The organism is Terrabacter ginsenosidimutans (assembly GCF_039539425.1).
GTDB classification, from domain to species: domain Bacteria; phylum Actinomycetota; class Actinomycetes; order Actinomycetales; family Dermatophilaceae; genus Terrabacter; species Terrabacter ginsenosidimutans.
The window spans coordinates 1,068,769-1,092,004 of sequence record NZ_BAABDC010000001.1 but is presented as its reverse complement, the minus strand read 5'-3'; the positions used below and the strand labels follow the sequence as shown (position 1 = coordinate 1,092,004).

The 23,236-nt window shown below is 71.2% G+C and carries 23 protein-coding genes; 12 read left to right on the top strand and 11 right to left on the bottom strand.

Annotated elements, in window-relative coordinates:
- Nucleotides 1-78: 78 nt before the first annotated feature.
- Nucleotides 79-1,410, bottom strand: a complete 1,332-nt coding sequence (locus ABD831_RS05120; RefSeq protein ID WP_142175498.1) for an extracellular solute-binding protein — start codon at nucleotides 1,408-1,410, stop codon at nucleotides 79-81.
- Between the two features lie 212 nt (nucleotides 1,411-1,622).
- Between ABD831_RS05120 and iolC the strand changes: the two genes are divergently transcribed.
- Both iolC and ABD831_RS05110 read left to right on the top strand, forming a co-directional pair.
- A complete protein-coding gene (iolC, locus tag ABD831_RS05115; protein WP_344942484.1) occupies nucleotides 1,623-2,624 on the top strand; it encodes a 5-dehydro-2-deoxygluconokinase in 1,002 nt (333 codons plus the stop codon).
- A gap of 390 nt (nucleotides 2,625-3,014) precedes the next feature.
- On the top strand, nucleotides 3,015-3,377 hold the full coding sequence (locus ABD831_RS05110) for a pyrimidine dimer DNA glycosylase/endonuclease V (protein WP_344942481.1): 363 nt from the start codon (nucleotides 3,015-3,017) through the stop codon (nucleotides 3,375-3,377).
- Here ABD831_RS05110 and ABD831_RS05105 read toward each other — a convergent pair.
- The 4 genes from ABD831_RS05105 to ABD831_RS05090 form a co-directional block, all read right to left on the bottom strand.
- Nucleotides 3,310-4,647: an MATE family efflux transporter gene (locus tag ABD831_RS05105; protein ID WP_344942478.1), complete on the bottom strand. Its 1,338-nt coding sequence runs from the start codon at nucleotides 4,645-4,647 to the stop codon at nucleotides 3,310-3,312. The genes ABD831_RS05110 and ABD831_RS05105 overlap by 68 nt on opposite strands.
- Nucleotides 4,644-5,354 (bottom strand): DNA alkylation repair protein, encoded by a 711-nt coding sequence (locus ABD831_RS05100; RefSeq protein WP_344942475.1) that lies wholly within the window; start codon nucleotides 5,352-5,354, stop codon nucleotides 4,644-4,646. The genes ABD831_RS05105 and ABD831_RS05100 overlap by 4 nt, the downstream gene beginning before the upstream one ends.
- A gap of 33 nt (nucleotides 5,355-5,387) precedes the next feature.
- A complete protein-coding gene (locus tag ABD831_RS05095) occupies nucleotides 5,388-6,038 on the bottom strand; it encodes a class I SAM-dependent methyltransferase (RefSeq protein ID WP_344942472.1) in 651 nt (216 codons plus the stop codon).
- 145 nt (nucleotides 6,039-6,183) lie between these two features.
- Nucleotides 6,184-6,459, bottom strand: coding sequence for a DUF2277 family protein (locus ABD831_RS05090; RefSeq protein WP_142175510.1), 276 nt, complete (start codon nucleotides 6,457-6,459; stop codon nucleotides 6,184-6,186).
- A gap of 110 nt (nucleotides 6,460-6,569) precedes the next feature.
- Here ABD831_RS05090 and ABD831_RS05085 point away from each other — a divergent pair, with 110 nt between their 5' ends.
- From ABD831_RS05085 to ABD831_RS05045, 9 genes are all read left to right on the top strand, one after another.
- Nucleotides 6,570-7,706 carry an ROK family transcriptional regulator gene (locus ABD831_RS05085; RefSeq protein ID WP_344942467.1) on the top strand — a complete coding sequence of 379 codons (1,137 nt, stop codon included), beginning with the start codon at nucleotides 6,570-6,572 and terminating at the stop codon, nucleotides 7,704-7,706.
- Between the two features lie 136 nt (nucleotides 7,707-7,842).
- Complete coding sequence (locus ABD831_RS05080) at nucleotides 7,843-9,210, top strand: extracellular solute-binding protein (RefSeq protein ID WP_142175515.1); 1,368 nt, start codon at nucleotides 7,843-7,845, stop codon at nucleotides 9,208-9,210.
- A gap of 110 nt (nucleotides 9,211-9,320) precedes the next feature.
- Nucleotides 9,321-10,268 carry a carbohydrate ABC transporter permease gene (locus tag ABD831_RS05075; RefSeq protein WP_344942462.1) on the top strand — a complete coding sequence of 316 codons (948 nt, stop codon included), beginning with the start codon at nucleotides 9,321-9,323 and terminating at the stop codon, nucleotides 10,266-10,268.
- Nucleotides 10,265-11,128 carry a carbohydrate ABC transporter permease gene (locus tag ABD831_RS05070; RefSeq protein WP_344942460.1) on the top strand — a complete coding sequence of 288 codons (864 nt, stop codon included), beginning with the start codon at nucleotides 10,265-10,267 and terminating at the stop codon, nucleotides 11,126-11,128. The genes ABD831_RS05075 and ABD831_RS05070 overlap by 4 nt, the downstream gene beginning before the upstream one ends.
- Before the next feature lies 1 nt (nucleotide 11,129).
- On the top strand, nucleotides 11,130-12,554 hold the full coding sequence (nagZ, locus tag ABD831_RS05065) for a beta-N-acetylhexosaminidase (protein ID WP_344942457.1): 1,425 nt from the start codon (nucleotides 11,130-11,132) through the stop codon (nucleotides 12,552-12,554).
- The gene (locus ABD831_RS05060) at nucleotides 12,551-13,525 is read left to right on the top strand and encodes an ROK family protein (RefSeq protein WP_344942454.1); all 975 of its coding nucleotides are present in this window, start codon (nucleotides 12,551-12,553) and stop codon (nucleotides 13,523-13,525) included. The genes nagZ and ABD831_RS05060 overlap by 4 nt, the downstream gene beginning before the upstream one ends.
- The gene (locus ABD831_RS05055) at nucleotides 13,525-14,304 is read left to right on the top strand and encodes a glucosamine-6-phosphate deaminase (RefSeq protein ID WP_344942451.1); all 780 of its coding nucleotides are present in this window, start codon (nucleotides 13,525-13,527) and stop codon (nucleotides 14,302-14,304) included. The genes ABD831_RS05060 and ABD831_RS05055 overlap by 1 nt, the downstream gene beginning before the upstream one ends.
- Before the next feature lie 457 nt (nucleotides 14,305-14,761).
- Nucleotides 14,762-17,224 carry a replicative DNA helicase gene (dnaB, locus tag ABD831_RS05050; RefSeq protein ID WP_425582778.1) on the top strand — a complete coding sequence of 821 codons (2,463 nt, stop codon included), beginning with the start codon at nucleotides 14,762-14,764 and terminating at the stop codon, nucleotides 17,222-17,224.
- A 74-nt stretch (nucleotides 17,225-17,298) separates the two neighbouring features.
- Nucleotides 17,299-18,006 carry a 4a-hydroxytetrahydrobiopterin dehydratase gene (locus tag ABD831_RS05045; protein ID WP_344942448.1) on the top strand — a complete coding sequence of 236 codons (708 nt, stop codon included), beginning with the start codon at nucleotides 17,299-17,301 and terminating at the stop codon, nucleotides 18,004-18,006.
- Between the two features lie 25 nt (nucleotides 18,007-18,031).
- On the opposite strand, the gene ABD831_RS05040 is transcribed toward ABD831_RS05045, so the two are convergent.
- On the bottom strand, nucleotides 18,032-18,622 hold the full coding sequence (locus ABD831_RS05040) for a GNAT family N-acetyltransferase (RefSeq protein ID WP_344942445.1): 591 nt from the start codon (nucleotides 18,620-18,622) through the stop codon (nucleotides 18,032-18,034).
- A gap of 84 nt (nucleotides 18,623-18,706) precedes the next feature.
- On the opposite strand from ABD831_RS05040, the gene ABD831_RS05035 reads away from it, so the two are divergent.
- Nucleotides 18,707-19,222 carry a putative immunity protein gene (locus tag ABD831_RS05035; RefSeq protein WP_344942442.1) on the top strand — a complete coding sequence of 172 codons (516 nt, stop codon included), beginning with the start codon at nucleotides 18,707-18,709 and terminating at the stop codon, nucleotides 19,220-19,222.
- Nucleotides 19,223-19,277: 55 nt separating this feature from the next.
- On the opposite strand, the gene ABD831_RS05030 is transcribed toward ABD831_RS05035, so the two are convergent.
- The 5 genes from ABD831_RS05030 to ABD831_RS05010 form a co-directional block, all read right to left on the bottom strand.
- Entirely contained in the window at nucleotides 19,278-19,727 is a 450-nt protein-coding gene (locus tag ABD831_RS05030) for a VOC family protein (RefSeq protein ID WP_344942439.1), read from the bottom strand.
- Nucleotides 19,728-19,737: 10 nt separating this feature from the next.
- A complete protein-coding gene (locus tag ABD831_RS05025) occupies nucleotides 19,738-20,511 on the bottom strand; it encodes a MerR family transcriptional regulator (RefSeq protein ID WP_344942436.1) in 774 nt (257 codons plus the stop codon).
- A 100-nt stretch (nucleotides 20,512-20,611) separates the two neighbouring features.
- The gene (locus tag ABD831_RS05020) at nucleotides 20,612-21,400 is read right to left on the bottom strand and encodes an ABC transporter permease (RefSeq protein WP_344942433.1); all 789 of its coding nucleotides are present in this window, start codon (nucleotides 21,398-21,400) and stop codon (nucleotides 20,612-20,614) included.
- The gene (locus tag ABD831_RS05015) at nucleotides 21,397-22,179 is read right to left on the bottom strand and encodes an ABC transporter ATP-binding protein (RefSeq protein ID WP_344942430.1); all 783 of its coding nucleotides are present in this window, start codon (nucleotides 22,177-22,179) and stop codon (nucleotides 21,397-21,399) included. Before ABD831_RS05015 ends, ABD831_RS05020 begins: the two co-directional genes overlap by 4 nt.
- Before the next feature lie 103 nt (nucleotides 22,180-22,282).
- On the bottom strand, nucleotides 22,283-23,179 hold the full coding sequence (locus tag ABD831_RS05010) for a hypothetical protein (protein WP_344942427.1): 897 nt from the start codon (nucleotides 23,177-23,179) through the stop codon (nucleotides 22,283-22,285).
- Nucleotides 23,180-23,236: the final 57 nt, after the last annotated feature.

Sequence of the window (23,236 nt, the reverse complement as noted above, 5' to 3'; positions counted from 1 at the left end):
GTGCACCGGGCCGTCCGCGGTCGGCTGGTCGGCGGGTCGCGACGGCGTGTGTCGCGACGGTCGACCGGCGGGGTCAGGTCAGCCGAGGGCCTTCACGTCGCCCACCCACTTGTCCCACGACTCCTGGGGCGCCGTGCCCTGCTCGACACGGGTCAGGGCCTGCTGCATCGCGTCGTTGATCGCGAAGTAGTGCGTGCCCTTGTACGGCGTCGCCGTCACGGCCTTGGCGCGGTCGGCGAAGATCTGCCCGGTCGGGGCGTCGTTGAAGGACGCCACCTTGAAGGAGAGCAGGTCCGGGCTCTCGAGCGCCTGCTTCTGGCTCGGGAAGGCGCCGACCTTCTTGAAGGCCTTGACCTGCTGCTCGGGGGCGGTCAGCCAGGCGGCGAGCACCTGGGCCTCCTTCGGGTGGGCGCTCTGCTTGGGCACGGTCAGGTAGGAGCCGCCCCAGTTGCCGCCGCCACCGGGGAAGGTGTTGGCGACGTCCCAGCCCTTGACGCCCTTGGCGTTGCCCTCGATGACGCCGACCATCCAGCCGGGACAGAGCATCGTCGCGAAGCCGTCCTTCTGGAAGCTGGCGGTCCAGTCGTCGCCCCACTGCTGCAGCTTGGCCGAGAGTCCGTCGGTGATGCCGGCCTGGACCACCTGGTCGTAGACCTTCTTGACGTCGGCGTTCTCGGTGGCCGTGATCGAGTCGTCGCTCGGGTTCTCGTAGGCGGCGGGGAGCTGGTTGACCATGCCCTGGTACGTGGCCCCGATGCTGTCGAAGAAGGGGACCTTGGACTTGGCCTTGAACTGCTTGCCGGCGGCGAAGTAGCTCTCCCACGTGGTGCCGAAGAGCTTGGCGACGGACTCACGGTCGCTCGGCAGCCCGGCGGCCTTGAAGAGGTCGCTGCGGTAGCAGATGGCCTCAGGGCCCGAGTCCGTGCCGTAGCCGATGAGGTGGCCGTCGGCGTCGGTGGCGGCCTTGGCCTTCCAGTCGAGCCAGCGACCGGCGACGTCGGAGGAGTTGAGGTCGTTGAACTTGTCGGAGTACTGGAGCATCTCCGGGAGCCAGTCGACCTCGACGGCCTCGACGTCGGCCATGCCGCTGCCGGCCGAGAGGCGCGTGAAGAAGTTGTCGCGGGCCTCGTTCGAGGTGGCGGCCTTCTTGTGCGTGACCTTGATGTTCGGGTGCGACTTCTCGAACTCGGGGATGAGCTCCTCGTAGCCGAACTGGTTGAAGGTGGCGAGGGTCAGGGTGACCGGGCCACCGGCTGCGCCGCCGGTGCTGCCGGCCTGGGTGGCGGCTCCGTCGGTGCCCGAGCCGGAGCTGCAGGCGGTGAGGGCCATCAGCCCGACGGTGAGGGTGGCGAGTACGGCATGGCGAGAGCGCACGGAAGGCGCGCCGATCCGGGTGGAACGGGATGTCATGGAGAGCTCCTTTGGTCTCATCCCCAGTGTGGGTGTGGGAGCGCTCTCCGTGCGTGAAACGCGGCCGTGAGAGCGCTCTCACGAGGAGAATGGCGGCGGGGGGAGGCATCGGTCAAGAGGCGTGACCATTCCGTGACCTGATGGAGCGGCCCGATCGCGGCTAGCGTGGAGGTCCCGGTAGTCGCCCGAGCCTGGCATCCGCAGGAGGCACCATGACCGTCACCCCGACCGTCCATGACCTCGTCGCGATCGGTCGGGTGGGCGTCGACCTCTACCCCCTCCAGCACAACGTGACCCTCGACGAGGTGCACACCTTCGAGAAGTTCCTCGGCGGCAGCGCGGCCAACGTCACGGTCGCCGCGGCGCGCCACGGCCGGCACGCGGCCATCGTCAGCGCCACCGCCGCCGACGCCTTCGGACGGTTCGTCCACCGCGAGCTGCTGCAGCTCGGCGTCGACGACGCCTACGTGCAGACCATCACCGACGGGCCGCCGACCCCGGTCACCTTCTGCGAGTTCTTCCCGCCCGACCACTTCCCGCGCTGGTTCTACCGCTACCCGACTGCGCCAGACCTGCTCATCACTCCGGAATCCCTTCCCCTGCAGGCGATTCGCGACGCGCGCGTCTACTGGTCCAACCTGACCGGGCTCAGCCAGGAGCCGAGCCGTGCCGCCCATGTCGCCGCCCGGGAGGAGCGCGGCCGGGCGCCGCTGACGGTGCTCGACCTCGACTACCTCTCGGTCTTCTGGCGCGACCGTGACCACAGTGCGGGTGCTGCCCGCGACGAGGCCCGCACCCAGGCGCTGGAGGCGTTGCGTCACGCCACCGTGGCGGTCGGCAACCTCGAGGAGTGCGAGCTCGTCACCGGTGAGTCCGACCCCCGACAGGCCGCCCGTGCGCTGCTCACGGCAGGCGTCGACCTGGCGGTCGTCACACTGGGGTCTCGCGGCGTGCTGGCCATGACCCCGGACGAGGTGGTCGGCGTCGACGCCTTCCCCGTGACGGTCGTCAACGCCCTCGGCGCGGGGGACGCGTTCGGTGGTGCCCTCATCCACGGGCTGCTCGCGGGCTGGGACCTCGAGCGCACGCTGCACTTCGCCACGGTCGCCGGCGCGCTCGTCGCACGCCGTCGCGCCTGTTCGACGGCGATGCCGACGACGGCCGAGGTGCAGGCCCTGCTCTCGGACGTCGAGGTCGCCGACGGCGCCATCTGACGTCGAAGGCGGTTGAGAGAGGCCGCTGGCGGAGGCTGCACGAGGAAGCCGGCCCCAGGTGGACGTCCCCGGATACGAGAAAACCCGCCCCCGCTGGTCACGTCGCCGAACTCGACCAGCGGGAGCGGGTGCCCTTTGACCCGGTGATCCGACAGGGGGAGGAGATCACCGAGTCGCACAGGAGCAACTCACGAGAACGACTATGGGCGCCTGACCTTAAAGAAGGCTGGGAAACCCGTAGCAGTTGGCCATGACCTCGCCGGCGCGGGTCCGCTGCCGGGTGCGGGAGCCCGCTCCCGGCATACGCCATCCGTGTGCGGCGCGACGGCCGCGGGGTTTGCGGTCTCGAGGGTGCGGGACGTCATGGACGCCACGACGGGAGGGTGTGCGGTGCAGACCTTCGTGCCCTACGCGGACTTCGCTCGGACGGCCGCGGTGCTCGACACCCGGCGTCTCGGCAAGCAGCGTGTCGAAGTCATCCAGATCGTGCGCGCCCTCACCGTCCCCGGCGGCGAGCTCGTCGTCGACGATGCCCTGCCCGCCTGGCTGTTCGACGACGCGGTGCAGTCCAGCCGCCGCCGGACGCGCTGCGAAGGCGCGGGAGGCGAGCCGCCGTCGCCGCAGCGACGCCGCCAAGAAGGCCTGGCAGGCTCGCCGCCAGGCCGACCGGCCCGGCTGAGCCCGATCAGCGGACGCCGACGACCATCCAGTCGTCGCGACGCGCGCGCCACCCGAGCACGACGCCACGGATGACCATGAAGGCCGTGAACGCCAGCCACAGCACGACGACGTCGCGCGTGGGGGAGCCGCTCGGGCCGGCTGCGCGCACGGCGAGGATGACCGGGAGGTAGGCGACGAACGTGACGACCATCCCGCGAGCCAGCCAGCTGCCGTCGCCCGCGCCGATGAGGACCCCGTCGAGGACGAAGACGTAGCCCGCGACCGCCTGGCCGAGGCCGACGACGACGAGGGCAGCGCCGAGCGCCTGCTGGACTGCCGGGTCCGGAGTGAAGAGCGGCGGGATCACTACGTGCAGGGCCGCGATGGCGAGTCCGAGCGCGAGGCCACCCCCCACACCCCAACGCACCATCGTGCCCATGGCGAGCCGCACGCCGTCGCGGTCGCCGCCACCGAGCGCCCGACCGGTGATCGCCTGGGCCGCGATCGCCAGCGCGTCGAGCGCGAAGGCGAGGAACGACCAGACGGTCAGCGCGACCTGGTGCGCGGCCAACGGGACGTCGCCGAGGGAGGCGGCGACCCAGGTCGTGACGAGGAGCGTCGCGCGCAGGGCGACCGTGCGCACGAGGAGCGGTATGCCGGTGCGGCCGGCCGCGACGACGCGTGCGGGATGCGGGCGCAGCCGGGCGTGCCGCGCCCGCGCCTTGACGAGCAGCACAGTGACGAGCGCGACGCCCATCCCGGTCTGTGCGATGACGGTTCCCCACGCGGATCCGGCTATGCCCCAGTGCAACCCGTAGACGAAGACGAGGTTGAGCACGATGTTGGCGCCGAAGCCGACGACGGAGGCGACGAGGGGCGTCGTCGTGTCCTGCAGACCCCGGAGCACCCCGGTGACGGCCAGGATGACGAGCATCGCGGGGATGCCCAGGGCCGAGATGCGCAGGTAGGTCGTGGCCTGCTCGAGGACCGCGGGCGAGGCGCCGAAGACCGCGCAGATCGGGCCTGCCCAAACCGCGACGACGGCGGCCGTGAGGGCGCCGAGCCCGAGGGCGAGCCAGAGCCCGTCGATGCCGGCGCTGACCGCGGCGCGCTCGTCGCCCGCGCCAAGGTGACGCGCGACGACGCTCGTCGTGCCGTAGGCGAGGAAGACGAAGATGCCGGCTGCCGTCACGAGGGCGGCGCTCGCGACGCCGAGCCCGGCGAGCTCTGCCGTGCCGAGGTGTCCGACGATCGCGGAGTCGGCGAGCAGGAACAGCGGCTCGGCGATGAGGGCGAGGAAGGCGGGGACGGCGAGGCGGACGATCTCGCGCCGGTGGCTCACCGGAGGGGGCGGTGCGCTCACGACAGCGGTCCGAGGTGCCTGAGCGCCTCGCGCCGGGACAGGCCGGAGAGGCCTGGGTGCGCGTCGACGAAGGCCCGCACCCAGGCGGGGTCGACGCGGGCGTGGTCGCGCAGGGCCCAGCCGATCGCCTTGCGGCTGAAGAAGTCCGGGTCGTCGATGTTGGGCTCGATGACGTCGGACAGGAGGTGCTGGTCGAGGCGGTCGCGCGCACCGACCTGGCAGATGATCGCCGCACGTCGCACCCACAGTGAGTCCGACCCGGCCCAGTCGCGCATGCGCAGGCCCTCGATCGTCGGGTGGGCCAGCACCGTGTCGCGGACGAGGTGCGTCGCGATGTCGTCGACGACGTCCCACCAGGCACCGGCCCGGATCAGGCTCTCCCACAACGGCATTGCGTCGCTGTCGACCCACGTGCGGTAGGGCCGGTGACGCGCGAGGGCGATGGCGGCATACCACTGCTCCCGGTGCGTGGCACCGTCCCAGAGGGCGCGGATCGTCGCCTCCCACTGCTCGCGCGACTCCATGGCGAGGCCGGGGTCGCGCAGGAGGGGGCCGAGGGCGGTCTTGAGCTGAGGGGACGTCAGACCGAAGTAGGGCATCGACGACTTCATGTACCGCTGTTGCCCGAGGGCCCGCTCGGGATCCGCCCGGGCGACGAGCGCCGCCTGCACCTCCGACACAAGGTCGGGATGTGGGCCGCTCGTCATGCGCCAACCGTAGTCGGCGCCGCCGACGGGCCGTCAGTCGTCGAGGGCGACGACGTCGCGGGCGGGCCGCACGGCGCGGCCGAGGTAGCCGAAGACCCACGGCCGCATGACCTTCGGCATCGGTGCGTAGGCCCGCTCGACGTCCTCGATGACGAGGCCGGACTCCTCGATCAGCTCGTCGATGCGGCGGGTCAGGTGGCAGCCGTCGAAGACCTTCTTCTGCACCGGTTCGATGAGGCGTTGCCACCGCTGCACACCCTCCTCGGGCGCGACGCCGTGCTCGAGGAAGTGCAGCGCTCCGCCGGGACGCAGCACCCGCCTCACCTCGAGGAGGGCGCGGTGGACGTCGGGGATCGTGCACAGCGTGAAGGTGGACAGGACCGCGTCGGCGCTCGCGTCCTCGAGGCTGAGCCACTGCCCGTCGAGGTCCCCACGGACGATGGGGATCGAGCTGCGGGCTCGGCGTGCGGCGCCGAGCTCCCAGGCGACGTCGGACGGCTCGACCGCGACGATGCGCGTGACCTCCGGCGGGTAGAGGCCGACGTTGTGGCCGCTGCCGAAGCCGAGCTCGACGACCTGGCCGCGCAGGCCGTGACAGGCGCGGGCGCGCAGGGTGCGGACGGCGTCGTCCTCACCCCCGGCCGCGACGATGCGCGGCGTGACCTGGGTCGCCCAGATGCCCATGCGGCCAGACTAGGACGGCCGTCAGGGCGCGCGCAGGAGGATGGTGCCGGGGATCTCCGGCGGGGCCAGCCGGGCGGGTCAGCCGGGCGGGTGAGCAGGGCAGGTGAGCAGGGTAGGTCGGCGGTGGCGGGACAGGCGGGTCGCGTCAGGCGGGGGTGCCGAAGCGCACGGCGTTGCGCTCGCGGGCCTTCTGGCGCTCGACCTCGCGGTCCTTGGGCGGCGCGCTCGTCGTGAGGTGCTCGAGCAGGTGCTGCGTCGCGTGGGCGATCGCCTCGACGGCCTCGTCGAACGCGTGCTGGTTGGCCTGGCTCGGCCTGGTGCTGCCGCTGACCTTGCGGACGTACTGCAGCGCGGCGGCACGCACCTCGTCCGAGGTCGCGGCGGGCTCGAAGTTGTGGAGCTGTCGGATGTTGCGGCACATGCTTCGACTGTAGGTCGCACCACCCACCTCGTGGGGCGAGGTCGTCGCGGCGGAGAAAATTTGCCTGAACCCCTTGCCAACACGAGAGTTAGTAAACTTTACTAACTCTCGTGACGACCGCCCTTCCTCGTGCCCGCCGGGTCTCCCCCCGCTCCGCCGTGCTGCCCGCCCACGGCCGGCGGCACAACCTCTCCCTCGTGCTCCAGATGCTCTACTCCGTGGGAGCGATGAGCCGCGCCGACCTCGCCCGCCGCCTCGGGATGAGCAAGGTGACCGTGTCGGACCTCGTCTCCGAGCTCATGGAGAGCGGTCACGCCGTCGAGCTCGGCCCGTCCGAGGTGGTGCGCCCCGGCAAGCCCGGCACCCTCGTGGACGTCAACCGGACCGGCCTGCAGGCCATCGGCGTCGATCTCGCCGAGCACGAGGTGCTGCGCGCCGCCGTGCTCGACCTCGACGGCAACATCCTCGTCCGCGCCGAGCGCCCGATCGGGGACGACTCCGGGCAGGCCGTCGTCGACACGGTGCTCGACCTCGTCCACGAGGTCGTCGGCGCGGCCACGGCCCCGCTGCTCGGCATCGGCGTCGGCACCCCCGGCATCGTCGGCCCCGGCGGCGTCGTGGACACCGCCCCCAACCTCGGCTGGACCGACGTGCCGCTGCGCGACATCGTCGCCGCCGCCACCGGGCTGCCCGTCTTCGTCGTCAACGACGCCGACGCCGCGGTCCACGCCGACTACACGCTCGGTGAGGGCGGCGACGACCTGGTCCTCGTCAAGATCGGCCGCGGTGTCGGCGGTGGTCTCATCGTCGGCGGCCAGCGCGTGCGCGGCGCCCACTTCGCCTCCGGAGAGATCGGTCACGTCACGGTCGGCACCGACGGTGGCGCGATGTGCCGCTGCGGCAAGTTCGGCTGCCTCGAGACCTGGATCTCCGCCCCGAACCTCGAGAAGGCGCTCGCCGCCGCTGCCGCCGATGCACCGCAGGAGCCGCTCCGCGAGGCGGGCGAGCGGCTCGGCATCGCCCTCGCCCCGGTCGTCGCCGCCCTCGACCTCTCGGAGGTCGTGCTCAGCGGCCCCGAGCACCTGCTCGGCGGCGTCCTCCGCGACGCGCTCGACGAGACGCTGCGAGCCCGGCTCCTCGCCCGCACCACCACCGACCTGACGGTGCGCCTCGCGCACCGCTCCGACGACATCGTCCTGCGTGGCGCCGCCGTCCTCGTCCTCTGGGACCAGCTCGGTGTCGCCTGACGACCGGCCCGGCGGGACGGCATACGCCCTCCCGAACGGTCCGGACACCCCCGAACTCCCCTCCACAGGGACACCCCTCAACTCGCGTCCACGCGAACAACCGGTCCGCTCCGCGGCCCTTCGAAAGGAAGACAGGATGAAGAAGACCCTGGGTCTGGCTGTCGCCACGACCACCGCGGCCCTCGTGCTCACCGCCTGCGGTGGCGGCGCGACCGGCTCCACCACCGACCCGTCCGCGGGCGCGTCGGGCACCGCCGGCAACGCCGGCAAGACGGTCACCCTCTGGCTCGCCGGCACCGACACGCCGAAGGAGCTGCGCACCTACCTGCAGGACACCTTCAAGGCGAAGACCGGCGCCACGCTCAAGATCGAGGAGCAGACCTGGCCCGACCTCGTCACGAAGCTGACGACCGCGCTGCCCGACCCGAAGAACACGCCGGACGTCACGGAGATCGGCAACACCCAGAGCCCGACCTTCACCAACGTCGGCGCCTTCAGCGACCTGTCCGACGTCTACCAGGAGCTCGGCGGCAGCAAGCTGCTCCAGTCGTTCGTCGACGTGGGCACGGTCGACGGCAAGCAGTACGCGCTGCCCTACTACTTCGGCTCGCGCTACATGTTCGCCCGCGCGGACCTCTGGAAGGAGGCCGGTGTCGCCGCACCGAAGACCCTCGACGAGTTCGACACCGCGGTCAAGGCCATCACGGCCAAGAACCCGCGCAACATCAAGAACTTCAGCGGCTTCTTCATCGGCGGGCAGGACTGGCGCAACGGGATCTCGTGGATCTTCGCCAACGGCGGTGACCTCGCGAAGCAGCAGAACGGACAGTGGGTCTCGACGCTCGCCGACCCCAACACGGTCAAGGGCCTGACCCAGCTGCAGGACCTCTACCGCAACGCGTCCAAGGCACCCGCCGACGCCAAGGACGTCACGCCGTGGCTCTACGTCAACGACTCCGACGAGATCCTCGACGAGAACCAGAAGGTCACCGGCAAGACCTCCCTCGCCGCCGCCACCATCATGGCGCCCGGGTGGGCCCACTGGTCGATCGGTGACCTCAAGGAGAAGGACGGCAAGAAGGTCCGTGAGTGGAACGACAAGACGTTCACGACCTTCGTGCTCCCCGGCAACGACGGCAAGCCCGCGCCCGTGTTCGCCGGCGGGTCCAACATCGCGATCTCCAAGGCCAGCCAGAACCAGGCGCTGTCGAAGGAGCTGCTGAAGATCATCTTCTCGGCCGACTACCAGAAGAAGCTCGGGGGCGCCGGCCTCGGCCCCGCCAACTCCGACTACGTCAGCTCGCTCGGTGACGACCAGTTCGCCAAGGCGCTCATCGAGTCCGCGTCCAACTCCAAGCTGACCCCTGCCGCTCCGGGCTGGGCGGTCGTCGAGTCGAAGCAGATCATGGAGGAGTTCTTCTCCAAGATCCGCGACGCCTCGGACCTCACCGCCCTCGCGCAGGAGTACGACGCCAAGATCACGCCGCTGCTCAACCTCAAGTGACGCCGGTCGCCTGACCCAAGCCCCGGCGGCCGGGTGCCCACCCACCCGGCCGCCGGTACCACGGTCCGAAGACGCCCGACCAGGCTCGCACCGGCTCGAAAGGCCAGACCATGACCTCCACCGCGACCGCTCCGCCCGAGACCGCCCCCGCGCCGGAGCCCGCGACCCGCGCCCGCCCAGCCAGACGGCACACGCCCGCGCTGCTCGTCGTCCCCGCGATCCTGCTGCTCGCCGCCGCCCTCGGCTACCCCGTGGGCTGGCAGGTGATCACGAGCTTCCAGCACTTCGGGATGATGCAGCAGTTCGGCCAGCCGCCCGAGTCGGTGGGCCTGTCGAACTACACCGCCCTGCTGACCGACCCGAACCTCTGGGTGGTCGTCGGCCGCTCGCTCGCCTTCTGCCTCGTCTGCGCACTGCTCACGGTGGTGATCGGTCTCGCCCTCGCCCTGCTCATGGGGGCGGTCAACGCCGTCGGACGACTCACCCTCCAGGTCGCGCTGCTGCTGGCCTGGGCCATGCCCGTCGTCGCCTCGATGACCGTGTGGACGTGGATCGTCAACTGGCGCAACGGATTGCTCAACTGGGCCCTCGAGCGCATCGGCGTCGACGCGCAGGGCCACAACTGGCTCGTCGAGCCGCTGTCGTTCTTCGTCGTCGCGGCCGTCATCGTCGTGTGGATGAGCGTGCCGTTCGTCGCGCTGTCGATCTATGCCGGCCTGACCCAGCTCTCGCCGGAGGTGCTCGAGGCGGCCGAGATCGACGGAGCCGGCGGCTGGAAACGCCTGCGGCACATCATCCTTCCGCTCGTGTCGCCCGTCATCTCGATCGTCCTGCTGCTGCAGCTGATCTGGGATCTCCGGGTCTTCACGCAGATCAAGCTGCTCCAGGACGCCGGCGGGGTCGCCAACGAGACGCACCTGCTCGGCACGTACATCTACCAGCTCGGCACGGGCGCAGGCGATTTCGGCATGGCCAGCGCCGTCTCCATCCTCATGCTGCTGCTCACCGTCGCGGTCAGCTGGTTCTACGTCCGCTCCCTCATGAAGGAGGAGTCGTGAGTCGCATCCTCGGACCCGCCCGATCACGCCGGTCGACCCGGCGATCGCTGCTCACCGTCGTCGCCGTCGCGCTCGCCCTCGTCTGGGCCTTCCCCGTCTACTGGATGCTCAACTCGGCCTTCCTCGACAAAGTGACGCTCCAGTCGAGCACGCCGACCTTCCTGCCCTTCGGCGGTTCCCTCGACAACTTCTCGACCGTCTTCGGTGACACGGGATTCGTTCGGGCGCTGGGGATCTCGCTGGCGGTCACGCTCATCACCGTGGCCGCCGCGATCGTCATCGCCTTCCTCGGGGCGCTCGCGATCAGCCGCTTCCGCTTCCGGGGTCGACGGTCGTTCATCCTCGCGCTGCTCCTCATCCAGATGCTGCCGGCCGAGGGACTCTTCATCGCGCAGTACAAGATGATGAGCTCCATCGGACTGCTGAACAACGTCCTCGGACTCGCGCTCCTCTACACCGCCGCAGTCGTGCCGTTCACCGTGTGGATGCTGCGCGGCTTCGTGGCCGGTGTGCCGGTCGAGCTCGAGGAGGCCGCCATGGTCGACGGCCTCTCCCGGACCAAGGCGTTCCTGCGGATCACGTTCCCGCTGCTGGCCCCCGGGCTCGTCGCGTCAGGGGTCTACGCCTTCCTCCAGGCGTGGAACGAGTTCACCGTGGCGCTGGTCGTCATGACCGAGGAGCAGTCGCGCACCCTGCCGCTGTGGCTGCGCGGCTTCGTCCAGGCGAGCGCGACCCGCGAGACCGACTGGGGCCAGGTGATGGCCGCGTCGACCGTCGTCGCCGTGCCCGTCATCATCTTCTTCCTCGTCGTCCAGGGACGCATGAGCAACGGCCTCGTCGGCGGGGCGGTGAAGGGCTGAGATGACCACCTCACGAGAGGCGCTGCGGCGCCTCGCCGTCGGCACGCTCATGCCCGGATTCGTCGGCACGACCGTCCCTGCCTGGATCGAACGGGAGTATGCCGTGGGCCTCGCGTCCGTCTGCCTCTACGCCGCGAACGTCGTCGACCCCGACCAGCTGGCCCGGCTGTGCTCGTCCTTGCGGGCCGCGGGTCCGGAGCTCCTCGTCGCCGTCGACGAGGAGGGGGGTGATGTGACCCGGCTGCACTACCCGACCGGCTCGACCCAGCCCGGCAACGCCCTGCTCGGGCGCCTCGACGACACCGCGCTCACGCGGGCGTCCGCCTCGGCCATCGGAGGCGAGCTCGCGGCATACGGGATCAACCTCGACCTGGCGCCGGTCGTCGACGTCAACTCGGCTGACGAGAACCCCGTCATCGGCGTGCGCAGCTTCGGGGCCGATGCGCCCCACGTGGCACGGCACTCGGCGGCCTACGTCGAGGGGGTGCAGTCCGTCGGGATCGCCGCCTGCGCCAAGCACTTCCCGGGACACGGCGACACCGTGACCGACTCGCACCACGCGCTGCCGCGGGTGCACGCCGAGGCGCACGTGCTCGACGCGCGAGAGCTCGAGCCGTTCCGTGCGGCGATCGAGGCCGGCGTCGCGTGCATCATGACGTCGCACGTCGTCGTCAGCGCCATCGACGCCGAGCGGCCCGCGACCTTCTCGCCGACCGTGCTCGGGGACGTGCTGCGTGACCGACTCGGCTTCGAGGGCGTCATCGTCTCCGACGCGCTGGACATGGCGGGAGCCTCCGCCGAGACGGGCATCCCGGAGGCGGCCGTGCGTGCCCTGGTGGCCGGATGCGACCTGCTGTGCATCGGGTCGGAGACGAGCCAGGACTGCTTCCTCGCCGTCGTGAACGCCATCGTCGATGCGGCACTGTCCGGGCGTCTGCCGGTCGGCCGCCTCGAGGACGCGGCGGACCGGGTCGCTCTGATGTCCAGGCGTTTTGGTGTCGGTGCGGGGGCCGAGGTCCGCGGCAGCCGTGACGTGCCCGGCTGGGCGAACGGCGCGCTCGTCCGGGGCTTCGAGGTCGGGGAGGCGGTGCGTCCCTGGCTCGACACCCCGGGTGAGCCCGTCATCGTGCAGGTCGCGTCGGACCACAACCTCGCCGTCGGTCCGGTCGCCTGGGGACCCAGGGCCGCGGGGCTGGCGACGGCCGAGGACGACGTGCCCGCCGGGGCCAAGGTCGCCGTCGCCGGGCGTGGGCTCTCCGCCCGGCACCCTGCCTGGGAGGTCACCGAACGGCTTCGCGCGCAGGGACACCCGACGATCGTCGTCGACTGCGGCTGGCCCCGAGGAGGTGCCGACCTCGTGACGTTCGGCGGTTCCGTCGTCGTGGCCGAGGCGCTCGGACGCTACCTCGGGGTGCCGACGCGATGACGGCTGCGCTCGGCATCGACATCGGTGGCACGAAGACCGCCGTCGCCCTCGTGGCCGACGACGGCACGGTGCAGGGACTGCGGTCCGCGCCCTCGGGTCGCGGTCCCGCCGGCGTCGTCGACGTCGCAGCCGCGCTGGCCCACGAGGTGCTCAACTCGTGCGGGGGTGGCGGCGCCTCGGTCGGCGCCTGCATGCCCGGTCTCGTGGACCCCGTGACGGGGTGGGCGCGGCATGCGGTCAACCTCGGCGTCGACTCCCTCGACCTCGCCGGCGAGCTGTCGACGCGCCTGGGCGCGCCCGTGGTGGTCGAGAACGACGTCAAGGCCGCGGCCTACGGCGCCTGGCGGATGCGCCCACCCGGAAGTGCCGTGGGACAGGCCCTGGCCTACCTCAACCTGGGGACGGGGCTGGCGTCGGCCGTGGTGCGGGACGGCGTCGTCGTCCGGGGCATCGACGGCGCCGCCGGGGAGATCGGGCACCTTCCCATCGCGGGGGACGCGCCCTGCACGTGCGGGCAGGTCGGCTGCCTCGAGACGGTGGCGTCCGGGTCCGCCCTCGCCCGTCTGTGGCCCGAGGGCGCGCGTCGAGCCCGCGACCCCTTCGTCGCCGCGGCGGCGGGTGACGCGCTCGCAGCTGCCGCCGTCGACGTCCTGTGCACGGGAGTGGGGCTCGCCGTCCAGGTGCTCGCCCTGGCGTCCGGAGCCGAGCGTGTCGTCGTCGGCGGTGGTCTGTCGGGCCTCGGTGGGCCCCTGCTCGACGGGGTCCGGGCAGACCTGGCTCGGCGAGCGCGCGGCTCCCGGATCATCGAGGCCCTCGACCTCGCGGGCCGGGTGGAGCTGCTGCCGCCGGACGTCCCCGTGGCGGCACTCGGAGCCGCGTGGATCGGGGGCAGAGGCTGGTCGCACGTCGCGGCACGGCCGTCCGCAGGCGGAGTCCGCCCGGCCGTCCCGTCCGGTGAGAGGGTGGGCTGATGGAGGTCCTCGTGCTGCCCACGCCCGCCGACGTCGCGCGTCGTGCCGCCGAGGTCGTCATCGACGGCCTCACTGCTGCACGCCGCACGGAGCCGGTGCTCGGACTCGCCACCGGCTCGTCCCCGGTCGGGCTCTACGCCGAGCTGGCCGCAGCGGTACGCGCGGGGCGCCTGGACCTGGGTCACGCCCGCGGTTTCGCGCTCGACGAGTACGTCGGGCTGCGCGTCGGACACCCGCAGTCCTATCGCGAGGTGCTGCTCCGCGAGGTCTGTGGGCCGCTCGGGCTGCCGGTGGACCGCCTCCACGTGCCGGACGGCTCGGGCCGCGACGAGGACGAGCTCGTCGCCGGTGCCGCGGAGTACGAGCGACTCATCGCCGACGCGGGCGGGATCGACGTCCAGATCCTCGGCATCGGCGCCAACGGCCACCTCGGCTTCAACGAGCCGGGCTCGGCGTTGTCGTCCCGCACCCGGGTCAAGCGCCTCTCGGACCGGACCCGGCACGACAACGCCCGGTTCTTCGACGGGATCGACGACGTGCCCACCCACTGCGTCACCCAGGGGCTGGGCACCGTGCTCGACGCGAGACGTCTCGTCCTCGTCGCGTCCGGGGCGGGCAAGGCCGACGCCGTGGCCGCTGCGCTGGAGGGACCGTTGTCGGCATCGTGCCCGGCGTCGGTGCTCCAGTGGCACGCCGACGCCACCGCCGTCCTCGACGAGGCGGCCGCGGCGGGCCTGCGCAACCGGGACTACTACGACGCCTCGGCCGCGGGGTTGTGAGCAGCGGTGAGCCGCTGTGAGCACGGGGCGCGTGACCCGGGCACGCTGCATACCCCACGTTCGGGCGTGTCGCGCACGTCTGTGGACAACGCACAGGGGTGAGGAACTTGTTCTCCACAGCCCGTGGACGGGCATCCGTGCAGGTCAACGAGCACGGGCGGGTGTGACCGCCACCACATGCCCACAGTTGTACACACACGTTGTCCACACCTGTTGACGGCGTGTCGGGGATGCCCGTCCACCGGTTGTCCACAGGCGCTAGCAAGGCCGGGGCACTTGAGGTTGTTGTCGGCCGACTAGGCACCTACGGTGGGGCGGGTGCTCCTCGGGGAGGGGAGCAGACAGGCCGTCCGGGTCTCGTCCCGGCCCCCGGAGCCGGCACTGTCAGGGCTGCGCTGTCTACTGGTGTGGACCGGGTTGCACCGAGGTCATTCACCACTCAGGGGAAGGGGAGCACGTGTCGCTCGACGAGCTGAGCACCAGTGCCTTTGCGTCGTCGTCGAAGCGTGACGGGGGGCCACCCGACGACCGGCTCCCGCCCCAGGACGTCGGCGCCGAGCAGTCCGTCCTCGGCGGCATGCTCCTGTCCAAGGACGCCATCGCCGACTGTGTCGAACAGCTCAAGGGCACCGACTTCTACCGTCCTGCGCACGAGCTCATCTACGACGCCGTCCTCGACCTCTACGGCCGCGGCGAGCCCGCCGACGCCATCACCGTCAGCGACGAGCTGACCAAGCGCGGCGACCTCGGGCGCGTCGGCGGCCAGGCCTACCTCCACCAGCTCATCGCCTCCGTCCCCACCGCGGCCAACGCCGGCTACTACGCCCAGATCGTCGCCGAGCGCGCCGTGCTGCGCCGCCTCGTCGAGGCCGGCACCCGCATCGTCCAGCTCGGCTACGCCCAGGGCGGCGGCGACGTCGAGGACATCGTCAACGCGGCCCAGGCCGAGGTCTACGCCGTCGCCGACAAGCGTGGCGGCGAGGACTACCACGCCATCGGTGACATCATCGAGGCCACGGTCGACGAGATCGAGGTCGCATCGGGCCGTTCCGGCGAGATGACCGGTGTGCCAACGGGATTCACCGAGTTCGACGCCCTGACCAACGGTCTGCACCCCGGCCAGATGATCGTCATCGCCGCCAGGCCGGCGATGGGAAAATCGACCATCGGTCTGGACATCGTCCGGTCGGCCGCGATCAAGCACAAGATGGCCTCCGTCGTCTTCTCGCTCGAGATGAGCCGCACCGAGATCACCATGCGTCTGTTGTCGGCCGAGGCCGGCATCCAGCTGCAGCACATGCGCAAGGGCACGATGCGCGAGGAGGACTGGACCCGCCTCGCCTCGACGATGGGCCGTGTCTCCGACGCCCCGCTCTTCATCGACGACTCGCCCAACATGTCGCTCATGGAGATCCGCGCCAAGTGCCGCCGGCTCAAGCAGCGCGAGAACCTCAAGCTCGTCGTCATCGACTACCTCCAGCTGATGAGCTCGGGCAAGCGCGTCGAGTCGCGCCAGCAGGAGGTCTCGGAGTTCTCGCGTGCGCTCAAGCTGCTCGCCAAGGAGCTCGAGGTCCCGGTCATCGCGATCTCGCAGCTGAACCGTGGCGCCGAGCAGCGCGCCGACAAGAAGCCCGCGATGAGCGACCTGCGTGAGTCCGGCTGCCTCACGGCAGACACCCGGATCCTGCGCGCCGACACCGGCGCCACGATGTCGATGGCCGAGCTCGTCGACGAGTACGACCGCCACCCCGACCGCGAGGTCCCCGTGTGGGGTCTCGACGAGTCGCTGCGCTACGTCAAGCGTCCGATGACCAAGGTCTTCTCGACCGGCGTCCGTCCGGTGTTCCGGCTGACCCTGGCGTCCGGCAAGACGATCCGCGCGACGGAGAACCACCCGTTCCTGACCACCTCGGGCTGGACGCAGCTCGGCGACCTCCGCAACGGGAGCCGCGTCGCGGTGCCGAGGCACGTCCCGGCCCCGGAGATGTTCGACGAGGTCCTGGACGACGCCGACCTCCGGCTCGGTGCGCTCATCCTGTCGTCGCGCACTCCGGACGACTCCCGAGGCCGACTGGCCTCGCGTGGCTGCGCGATCGGGTTCGACGTCGTCGAGATGGGCGAGCGCGCCCTCATGCCGGACATCGCCCGCTTCCCGAAGCGTCAGATCAGCCTGCTCATCGACGGTCTCTTCGCCCTGGACGGTGAGATCACCGTTGACGAGGACGCGCGCGAGGGCCGCATCGTCCTGCGCCATGCGTCACGCCGCCTCCTCGACGACGTGGCACACCTGCTGCTCCGCTTCGGCATCTCCACCACCGTCGCGGCACGCGAAAAGCTGTGGGAGCTCGACGTGCGCGGGGTCGACGACCAGCGTCGCTTCCTCCAGGAGATCGCCGTGCACACGGAGAAGTCCGCTGCGGCGGAGCTGCTGCTGCAGATCGTGCGCGAACGGTCCGGCGCCGACGTGCCCGAGGACGCTGCCGTGCCGACCCGCTCGTCCCGCCGGGTCGGCTTCCGGGCCGAGGACATCGCCGACGGCGTGCTCGACGACAACGGGATGAGCCTCGAGCGCCTCGAGGAGGTCTTCCACAGCCTCGACCTCGACCTCGAGGCCGCCAACGACGTGCTGTGGGACGACGTCGTGACCATCGAGCCCGACGGGGTCGAGGAAGTCTTCGACGCCACGGTGATCGGCACGCACAACTTCATCGCCAACGGCATCGCCGTGCACAACTCGATCGAGCAGGACGCCGACATGGTGATCCTGCTCCACCGAGAGGCCGCCTACGAGAAGGACTCTCCCCGCGAGGGCGAGGCCGACCTCATCGTGGCCAAGCACCGAAATGGCCCCACCGACACGATCGTCGTGGCCTTCCAGGGCCACTTCAGCCGCTTCACCAACATGGCCAACAACTTCTGACCGGCCGCCACCAGCACGACGAGGTGGGCGACGAAGCGCCTGCTGGGTCTGAATCGGGGATACCGTCCCCGTCCATGGACATGCTGAAGAGCGAACAGATCGCCGAGGCCCAGCTGGTCGACTGGCGCAAGCTGGCCCAGGGACTGCACGCCCGTTACGTGGTCGACGACTTCGCGGCCGCGGCACGGTTCGTCACCGCGGTGGGCGAGGCAGGCGACCAGCTCAACCACCACCCGCGCGTGTCGATCGGCAACGGGCACGTCCACCTCGAGCTGGTCAGCGACGACGCCGTCTACCGCGACGACGAGGGCACCGAGCACGTCGTCGAATGGGTGACCCAGCAGGACGTGGACCTCGCGCGACGCATCACCGAGATCGCCGCCGACCACGGGATCGACGCCGACCCGGGCTCGGTCAGCGAGATCGAGATCGGTCTCGACACGGCGCGCTCCGCGACCATCGCCCCGGTGTGGGCAGCCCTGCTGACGGGGAGCGCCGAGTCCCAGGGCCGCGGGTCGCCCAGCGACGAGATCCGGGACGCCACGGGGCGCATACCGAACCTCTGGTTCGGGGACTCCGACGAGCACGAGACCCCGCGTCAGCGGTTCCACGTCGAGGTCTACGTGGCGCCCGAGGTGGCCGAGGCACGGATCGCCGCCGCCGTCGCCGCTGGTGGGACCGTCGTCGACGACAGCGACGCGCCGTCCCTCACCGTGATCGCTGACCAGGACGGCAACACGGGAGTCGTGTGCGTCGACGCGTCTGCGGCGACGACGGACTGAGCTGCCGTGCCGCTGGTCCGCGACCTCATGCAGGTTCGACGGTCTTGACCATGACGCAGTTCTTCAGGCCCTTGGGCCGGTCGTAGGTGAAGCCGAGCCGCTCGTAGAGCCGACGGGTGCCGTTGTAGAGGAACGACGACGACATCTTCTTGGTCTGGTCGGTCAGGTCATGGGGATAGCTCTCCACCCTCCCGCCGCCGGCCTGGGCGATGAGCTCGAGCGCACCGGTGATCGCCAGCTCCGTCAGGCCGTGTCGCCGGTGGCGCCGGTCGACGAAGACGCAGGTGATCCGGTAGTCGGGGTCCGCGGTCTTGGTCGCGTCGTACTCCTTGCGGTGGTGGAGGCTGGGCAGCTCGGCCGGGGTGCCGTACTCGGCCCACGCGACGGCGTCGTCGCCGTCCATCACCAGTGCGGCGTGCGCCTTGCCCTGCTCCACGTAGGCCTTCTTCAGCGCCCGGTTGGCCTCGGCGCCCTGGCCGCGCTCGGGACCGTCGGGGTGGAACCAGATGCACCAGCAGCCACCGAAGATGCCGTTGTGCCGCTGCACCAGCGCATCGAAGGCGGGCCAGGTCTCGGGGCTGAGCGGCGCGACGGTGTAGGTCGACTCGGTGGCCATGCCGCACGGTAACCCGTCTCGCCCGTCAACGGGCTCGTCGTAGGGTCGACGGATGCAGTCCCCAACCGTGTCGGGAGTCGGCACGTGATCCTTCCCGCGGTCCGTGACCCGCGCCTGGTGACCATCCGTCGGGGCGGGACGCTGACGGACGCCGACCACCACCTGCTCGCCCTCTGGGCGGCCACGTGCGCAGAGCACGTGCTCGGTCACTTCGAGTCCGAGCGGCCGGACGACCCGCGCCCGCGCAAGGCCATCGAGCACGCCCGCGCCTGGACGCGCGGCGAGGTGACGATGATGACGGCCCGGGCTGCCGGTGGACACGCGATGGGCGCCGCGCGCGACCTGCGTGGCGCACCGCGCTTCGCGGCATACGCGGCAGGACAGGCTGCGTGCGTCGCCCACGTCGCCGCCCACGACCTGGGCGCGGCGGCCTACGCCATCAAGGCTGCTCGAGCAGCGGTGTCGGTGGACGAGAGTGCGGCCGCCGGGCGCACCGAGTGCGCGTGGCAGCGCGACCAGCTCCCGCCACCGGTGCGCGAGCTCGTCCTCGACGACCAGCTGGCGCGCAACGCCATCTGCTGGTCGGTCTTCGACGACTGACGACCGACGACTGACGACCGACGAGCGGCCGGGCTGCGGGGAGAGGGTCGCCGCGTCAGGCGTGCTCGAGGCGTTCGGCGAGGGAGACGATGATCCCCTCCGGCCCGCGCACGTAGGCCATGCGCCACACGCCTTCGTACTCACCGACCCCGCCGACGAGGCCGTAGCCGTCGGCGCCGAGCCGCTCGAGCACCGAGCGCAGGTCGTCGACCTCGAAGGCGACGTTGCGCAGACCCAGCTCGTTGGCCATCGCCGTGGGCGAGCCCGGCTCGTGCTCGGGACGGGCGAAGCTCGAGAGCTCGAGGCAGGTGCCTCCGTCGGGCGGGCGCAGCATGACGATCTCCGTGCGGGCCCCGGGGATGCCGATCACGGTGTCGAGGAACTCGCCCTCGACGACCATCCGTGGGCCCGTCGGCTCGAGCCCGATCCCGACGAAGAAGGCCGTCACGGTGTCGAGGTCGGCGACGGTGATGCCGACGTGGTCGAAGCGTCGTACGCCTGTCATGACGCCATCCTCACACCGGCTGCTCCTTGCGTCGGATATCGGTCCAGCCCGTCCAGCCGCGCTCCTCGAGCAGCTCGAGGAGGCGCGCCGCGCAGGCGAAGGACTCGAGGAACGCCGCGTCGAGCAGCGCGACGAGCTCGGGGCTGACCGGGTGCTCGTCCTCGACCCCCTCACCCTGCGCGGCCGCGGCCTCGATGAAGGCGGCCACCCGGTCGGCCAGTGCCGGCAGCCGCGGGTCGTCGGGCCCGCAGTCGACGAGGTCGCCGATGTCGAGGTAGAGGCGGCGCAACGGCTCGTGGTTGATCTGCACCTGCTTGATCTGCATGAGCGACGTCACCGCCTCGGGCATCTGGGCGGCGATGAGGATCCAGCTGTCGCGCTCGACCTCGATGACCCGCTCCGGGAAGCCGAGCTCGCGCATCCGCTCGACGTAGGCGACGGCCTCGGGCGGCAGCGCCAGGCTGTCGCCCGCCGCGAGCTTCGCGATCCGCTCGCGGTGCAGACGCCGCTCGCGGATCTCCTCGCGCAGGCGGCGGTCGATGTCGTCGACCGCCGCCGCGAACTCCTCGTCGTCGGCCGTCAGCAGCTCCTGAACCCGGGAGAGGGGCACGCCGGCGTCGGCGAGGATGCGGATCCGGACGAGCTGCACCACGGCCGCCGCGTCGTAGCGCCGGTAGCCGGAGTGGTCGCGCTCGGGCTCGGGCAGCAGCCCCTTGGCGTGGTAGTGCCGCACCGCGCGCACGGTCACGCCGGCGTATGCCGCGAGCTGGCTGATGGTCAGCATGACCTCATTCTCCTGTGGTGACGGTGTCCAGGCGCCTCGTCCCGGACGGGACCGGGACGAGGCGCGCTGGCGCGGGCGGGAAGGTTGGTGGGTCGAGCCGTCAGCCGAGCTTGCGGCGGTAGGTGCGCATCGCGAGCGCATAGGCGAGCAGGAGCAGCCCGACGCACCAGCCGAGGGCGACCCAGACCTCGTTGCCCAGCGGCTGGCCGGCGAAGAGGTTGCGGATGGTGTCGACGATCGAGGTGACCGGCTGGTGCTCGGCGAACCACCGCACCGGTGGCGGCATGCCTTCGGTGGGCACGAAGGCCGAGCTGATGAAGGGCAGGAAGATCAGCGGGTAGGAGAAGCCGCTGACGCCGTCGACCGAGGTCGCGGTCAGCCCGGGGATCACGGCCAGCCAGGTCAGGGCCAGCGTGAAGAGCACGAGGATCCCGAGGACGCCGAGCCACGCGAGCAGTCCTGCGTGCGAACGGAATCCCATCGCCAGAGCGACGAGCATGACGAGGGCGAGCGAGACGAGGTTGGCGACGAGCGAGGTGAGGACGTGTCCCCACAGGACGGCCGACCGCGCGATCGGCATGGACTGGAAGCGCTCGAAGATGCCGCTCGAGACGTCGGTGAAGAGCCGGAACGCAGTGTAGGCGATCCCCGAGGCGACGGTGATGAGCAGGATGCCCGGCAGCAGGTAGTCGACGTAGCTGTCGCCGGTGACCTTGATGGCGCTGCCGAAGACGTAGACGAAGAGCAGCAGCATGGCGATCGGGGTGATGGCCGTGGTGATGATGGTGTCGGGGCTGCGCAGGATGTGGCGCAGGGAGCGCTTGAGCAGGACGGTCGTGTCGCTGCCGACGTGCCCGACGCGCGGGGTGGTGCCGACGGTGGTGGTCATCGCTGGTCTCCTTGGGTGACGGCGTCGTCGTGACCGACGATCGCGAGGAAGACCTCCTCGAGCGTCGGCTGCTTCTCGACGTACTCGACGGTGGCCGGGGGGAAGAGCTGTTGGAGCTCGGTGAGGGTGCCCTGGGCGATGATGCGGCCCTCGTGCAGGATGGCGATCCGATCGGCGAGCTGCTCGGCCTCCTCGAGGTACTGCGTGGTGAGCAGCACCGTCGTGCCGTGCCCGGCGAGCTCGCGAACCGTCTTCCAGACCTCGTTGCGCGACTGGGGGTCGAGCCCCGTCGTGGGCTCGTCGAGGAAGAGCACGGGAGGATCGCCGATGAGGCTCATCGCGATGTCGAGGCGGCGGCGCATGCCGCCGGAGCAGGTCGCGGCCCGGCGCTCGGCCGAGTCGGTCAGCGCGAACCGCGCGAGCAGGTCGTCGGCGATCCCCTCCGGGTCCTCGAGCCGGCGCAGCTCCGCGACGAGGACGAGGTTCTCGCGGCCCGTGAGGATCTCGTCGACCGCTGCGAACTGCCCCGTCAGGCTGATCGACTCGCGCACCTGCGCGGGCTGGGTGGCGACGTCGAAGCCGTTGACCGAGGCGGCGCCGCCGTCGGCTCGGAGCAGCGTGGACAGGATCCGCACCGCGGTCGTCTTGCCGGCGCCGTTGGAGCCGAGCAGGGCGAAGACGGTGCCGCGGGGGACGGCCAGGTCGACGCCCTTGAGCACCTCCTGGTCGCCGTAGGACTTGGTGAGTCCCGCGATCTCGATGGCGTGTGATGTGGTCATGGACCAAGGCTGCAACCCTGACGCTGCGTCAAGGTCAAGCCCCAATCTGGGACATCCTCACGGCCGGTCCGACTCGGCGGTGCGACTCGGCGGTGCGACTCGGTCAGAGCGCCTGGTCGAGGATGCGCTGGCGCACCGCGAGCAGCGCGGTGACGACGGTCTCCGGCACCCGCGCCGGGTCGGTGAGCCAGTCCACGAGCGAGCTGTCGTCACGCGTGACGCCCGCCCGCAGGTCGGCGACGGCGGCGGCCATGAGAGCCCCGGCGCGGGGCACGGGGAGAGCGTCTCCGAGCGCCTCGTCCGCCCAGTCGTCGGCCGCGCGCAGCAGGTCGTCGTCGACGTGCCGGCGGCGGACCGCCGCGAGGGCGAGTGCGGCCGCGGGGAGCGATCCCACGGCGTCCTCGCCGGCGACGGCGCGGACCTCTGCCACGAGGGCGTCGAGGTGGATCTCGAGCAGCCAGGACGGCATGCCCCGGGCGGCGAGGACCCGGGCGAGCCACTCGACCTGGTGGATGGCGCGGTCGCTTCCCAGCCTGGCCAGGGAGATGAGCCACGCCGAGTCCGTCGTCGCGAACCGGGATCCTCGGGCTCCGTAGCGGGCACCGTAGTAGGGCATCGCGTCGATCGACCCCTGCGCAGCGCGCACCGCGGCCCGGAGCAGGTTCGCGTCGGTCGTGATCTCGTAGCCGCCGGAGGCCGGGTTGACGACGCCGGCGTCGACGGACTGACCCGAGTCACGTCGGATGAGGCCGGCGGCGACGTGACCGCGTGCCTCCGCGACGAGGTCGGCGACGTGGCCGGCGTCGGCTCCCGCCACGGGCCGGCCCGCGAGGGCGTCGCGCAGGACGTGGGCGTCGGTCGAGCCGGTGGCGACGACGAGCCTCTCGACCCCGACGACCGCCGCGACCACGGCCGGGTCGTCGAGCGGACCGGTCGTGGCGCGATCCACGTGGGCGAGGAGGAGCTCGGTCACGGCGTCGGCGCTGTCCGGCGTGGTCATGCGGGCATTCTTGCGTGTCAGGGGCATCCGGCTCCACGCCGGCCGCCCGACTAGGGA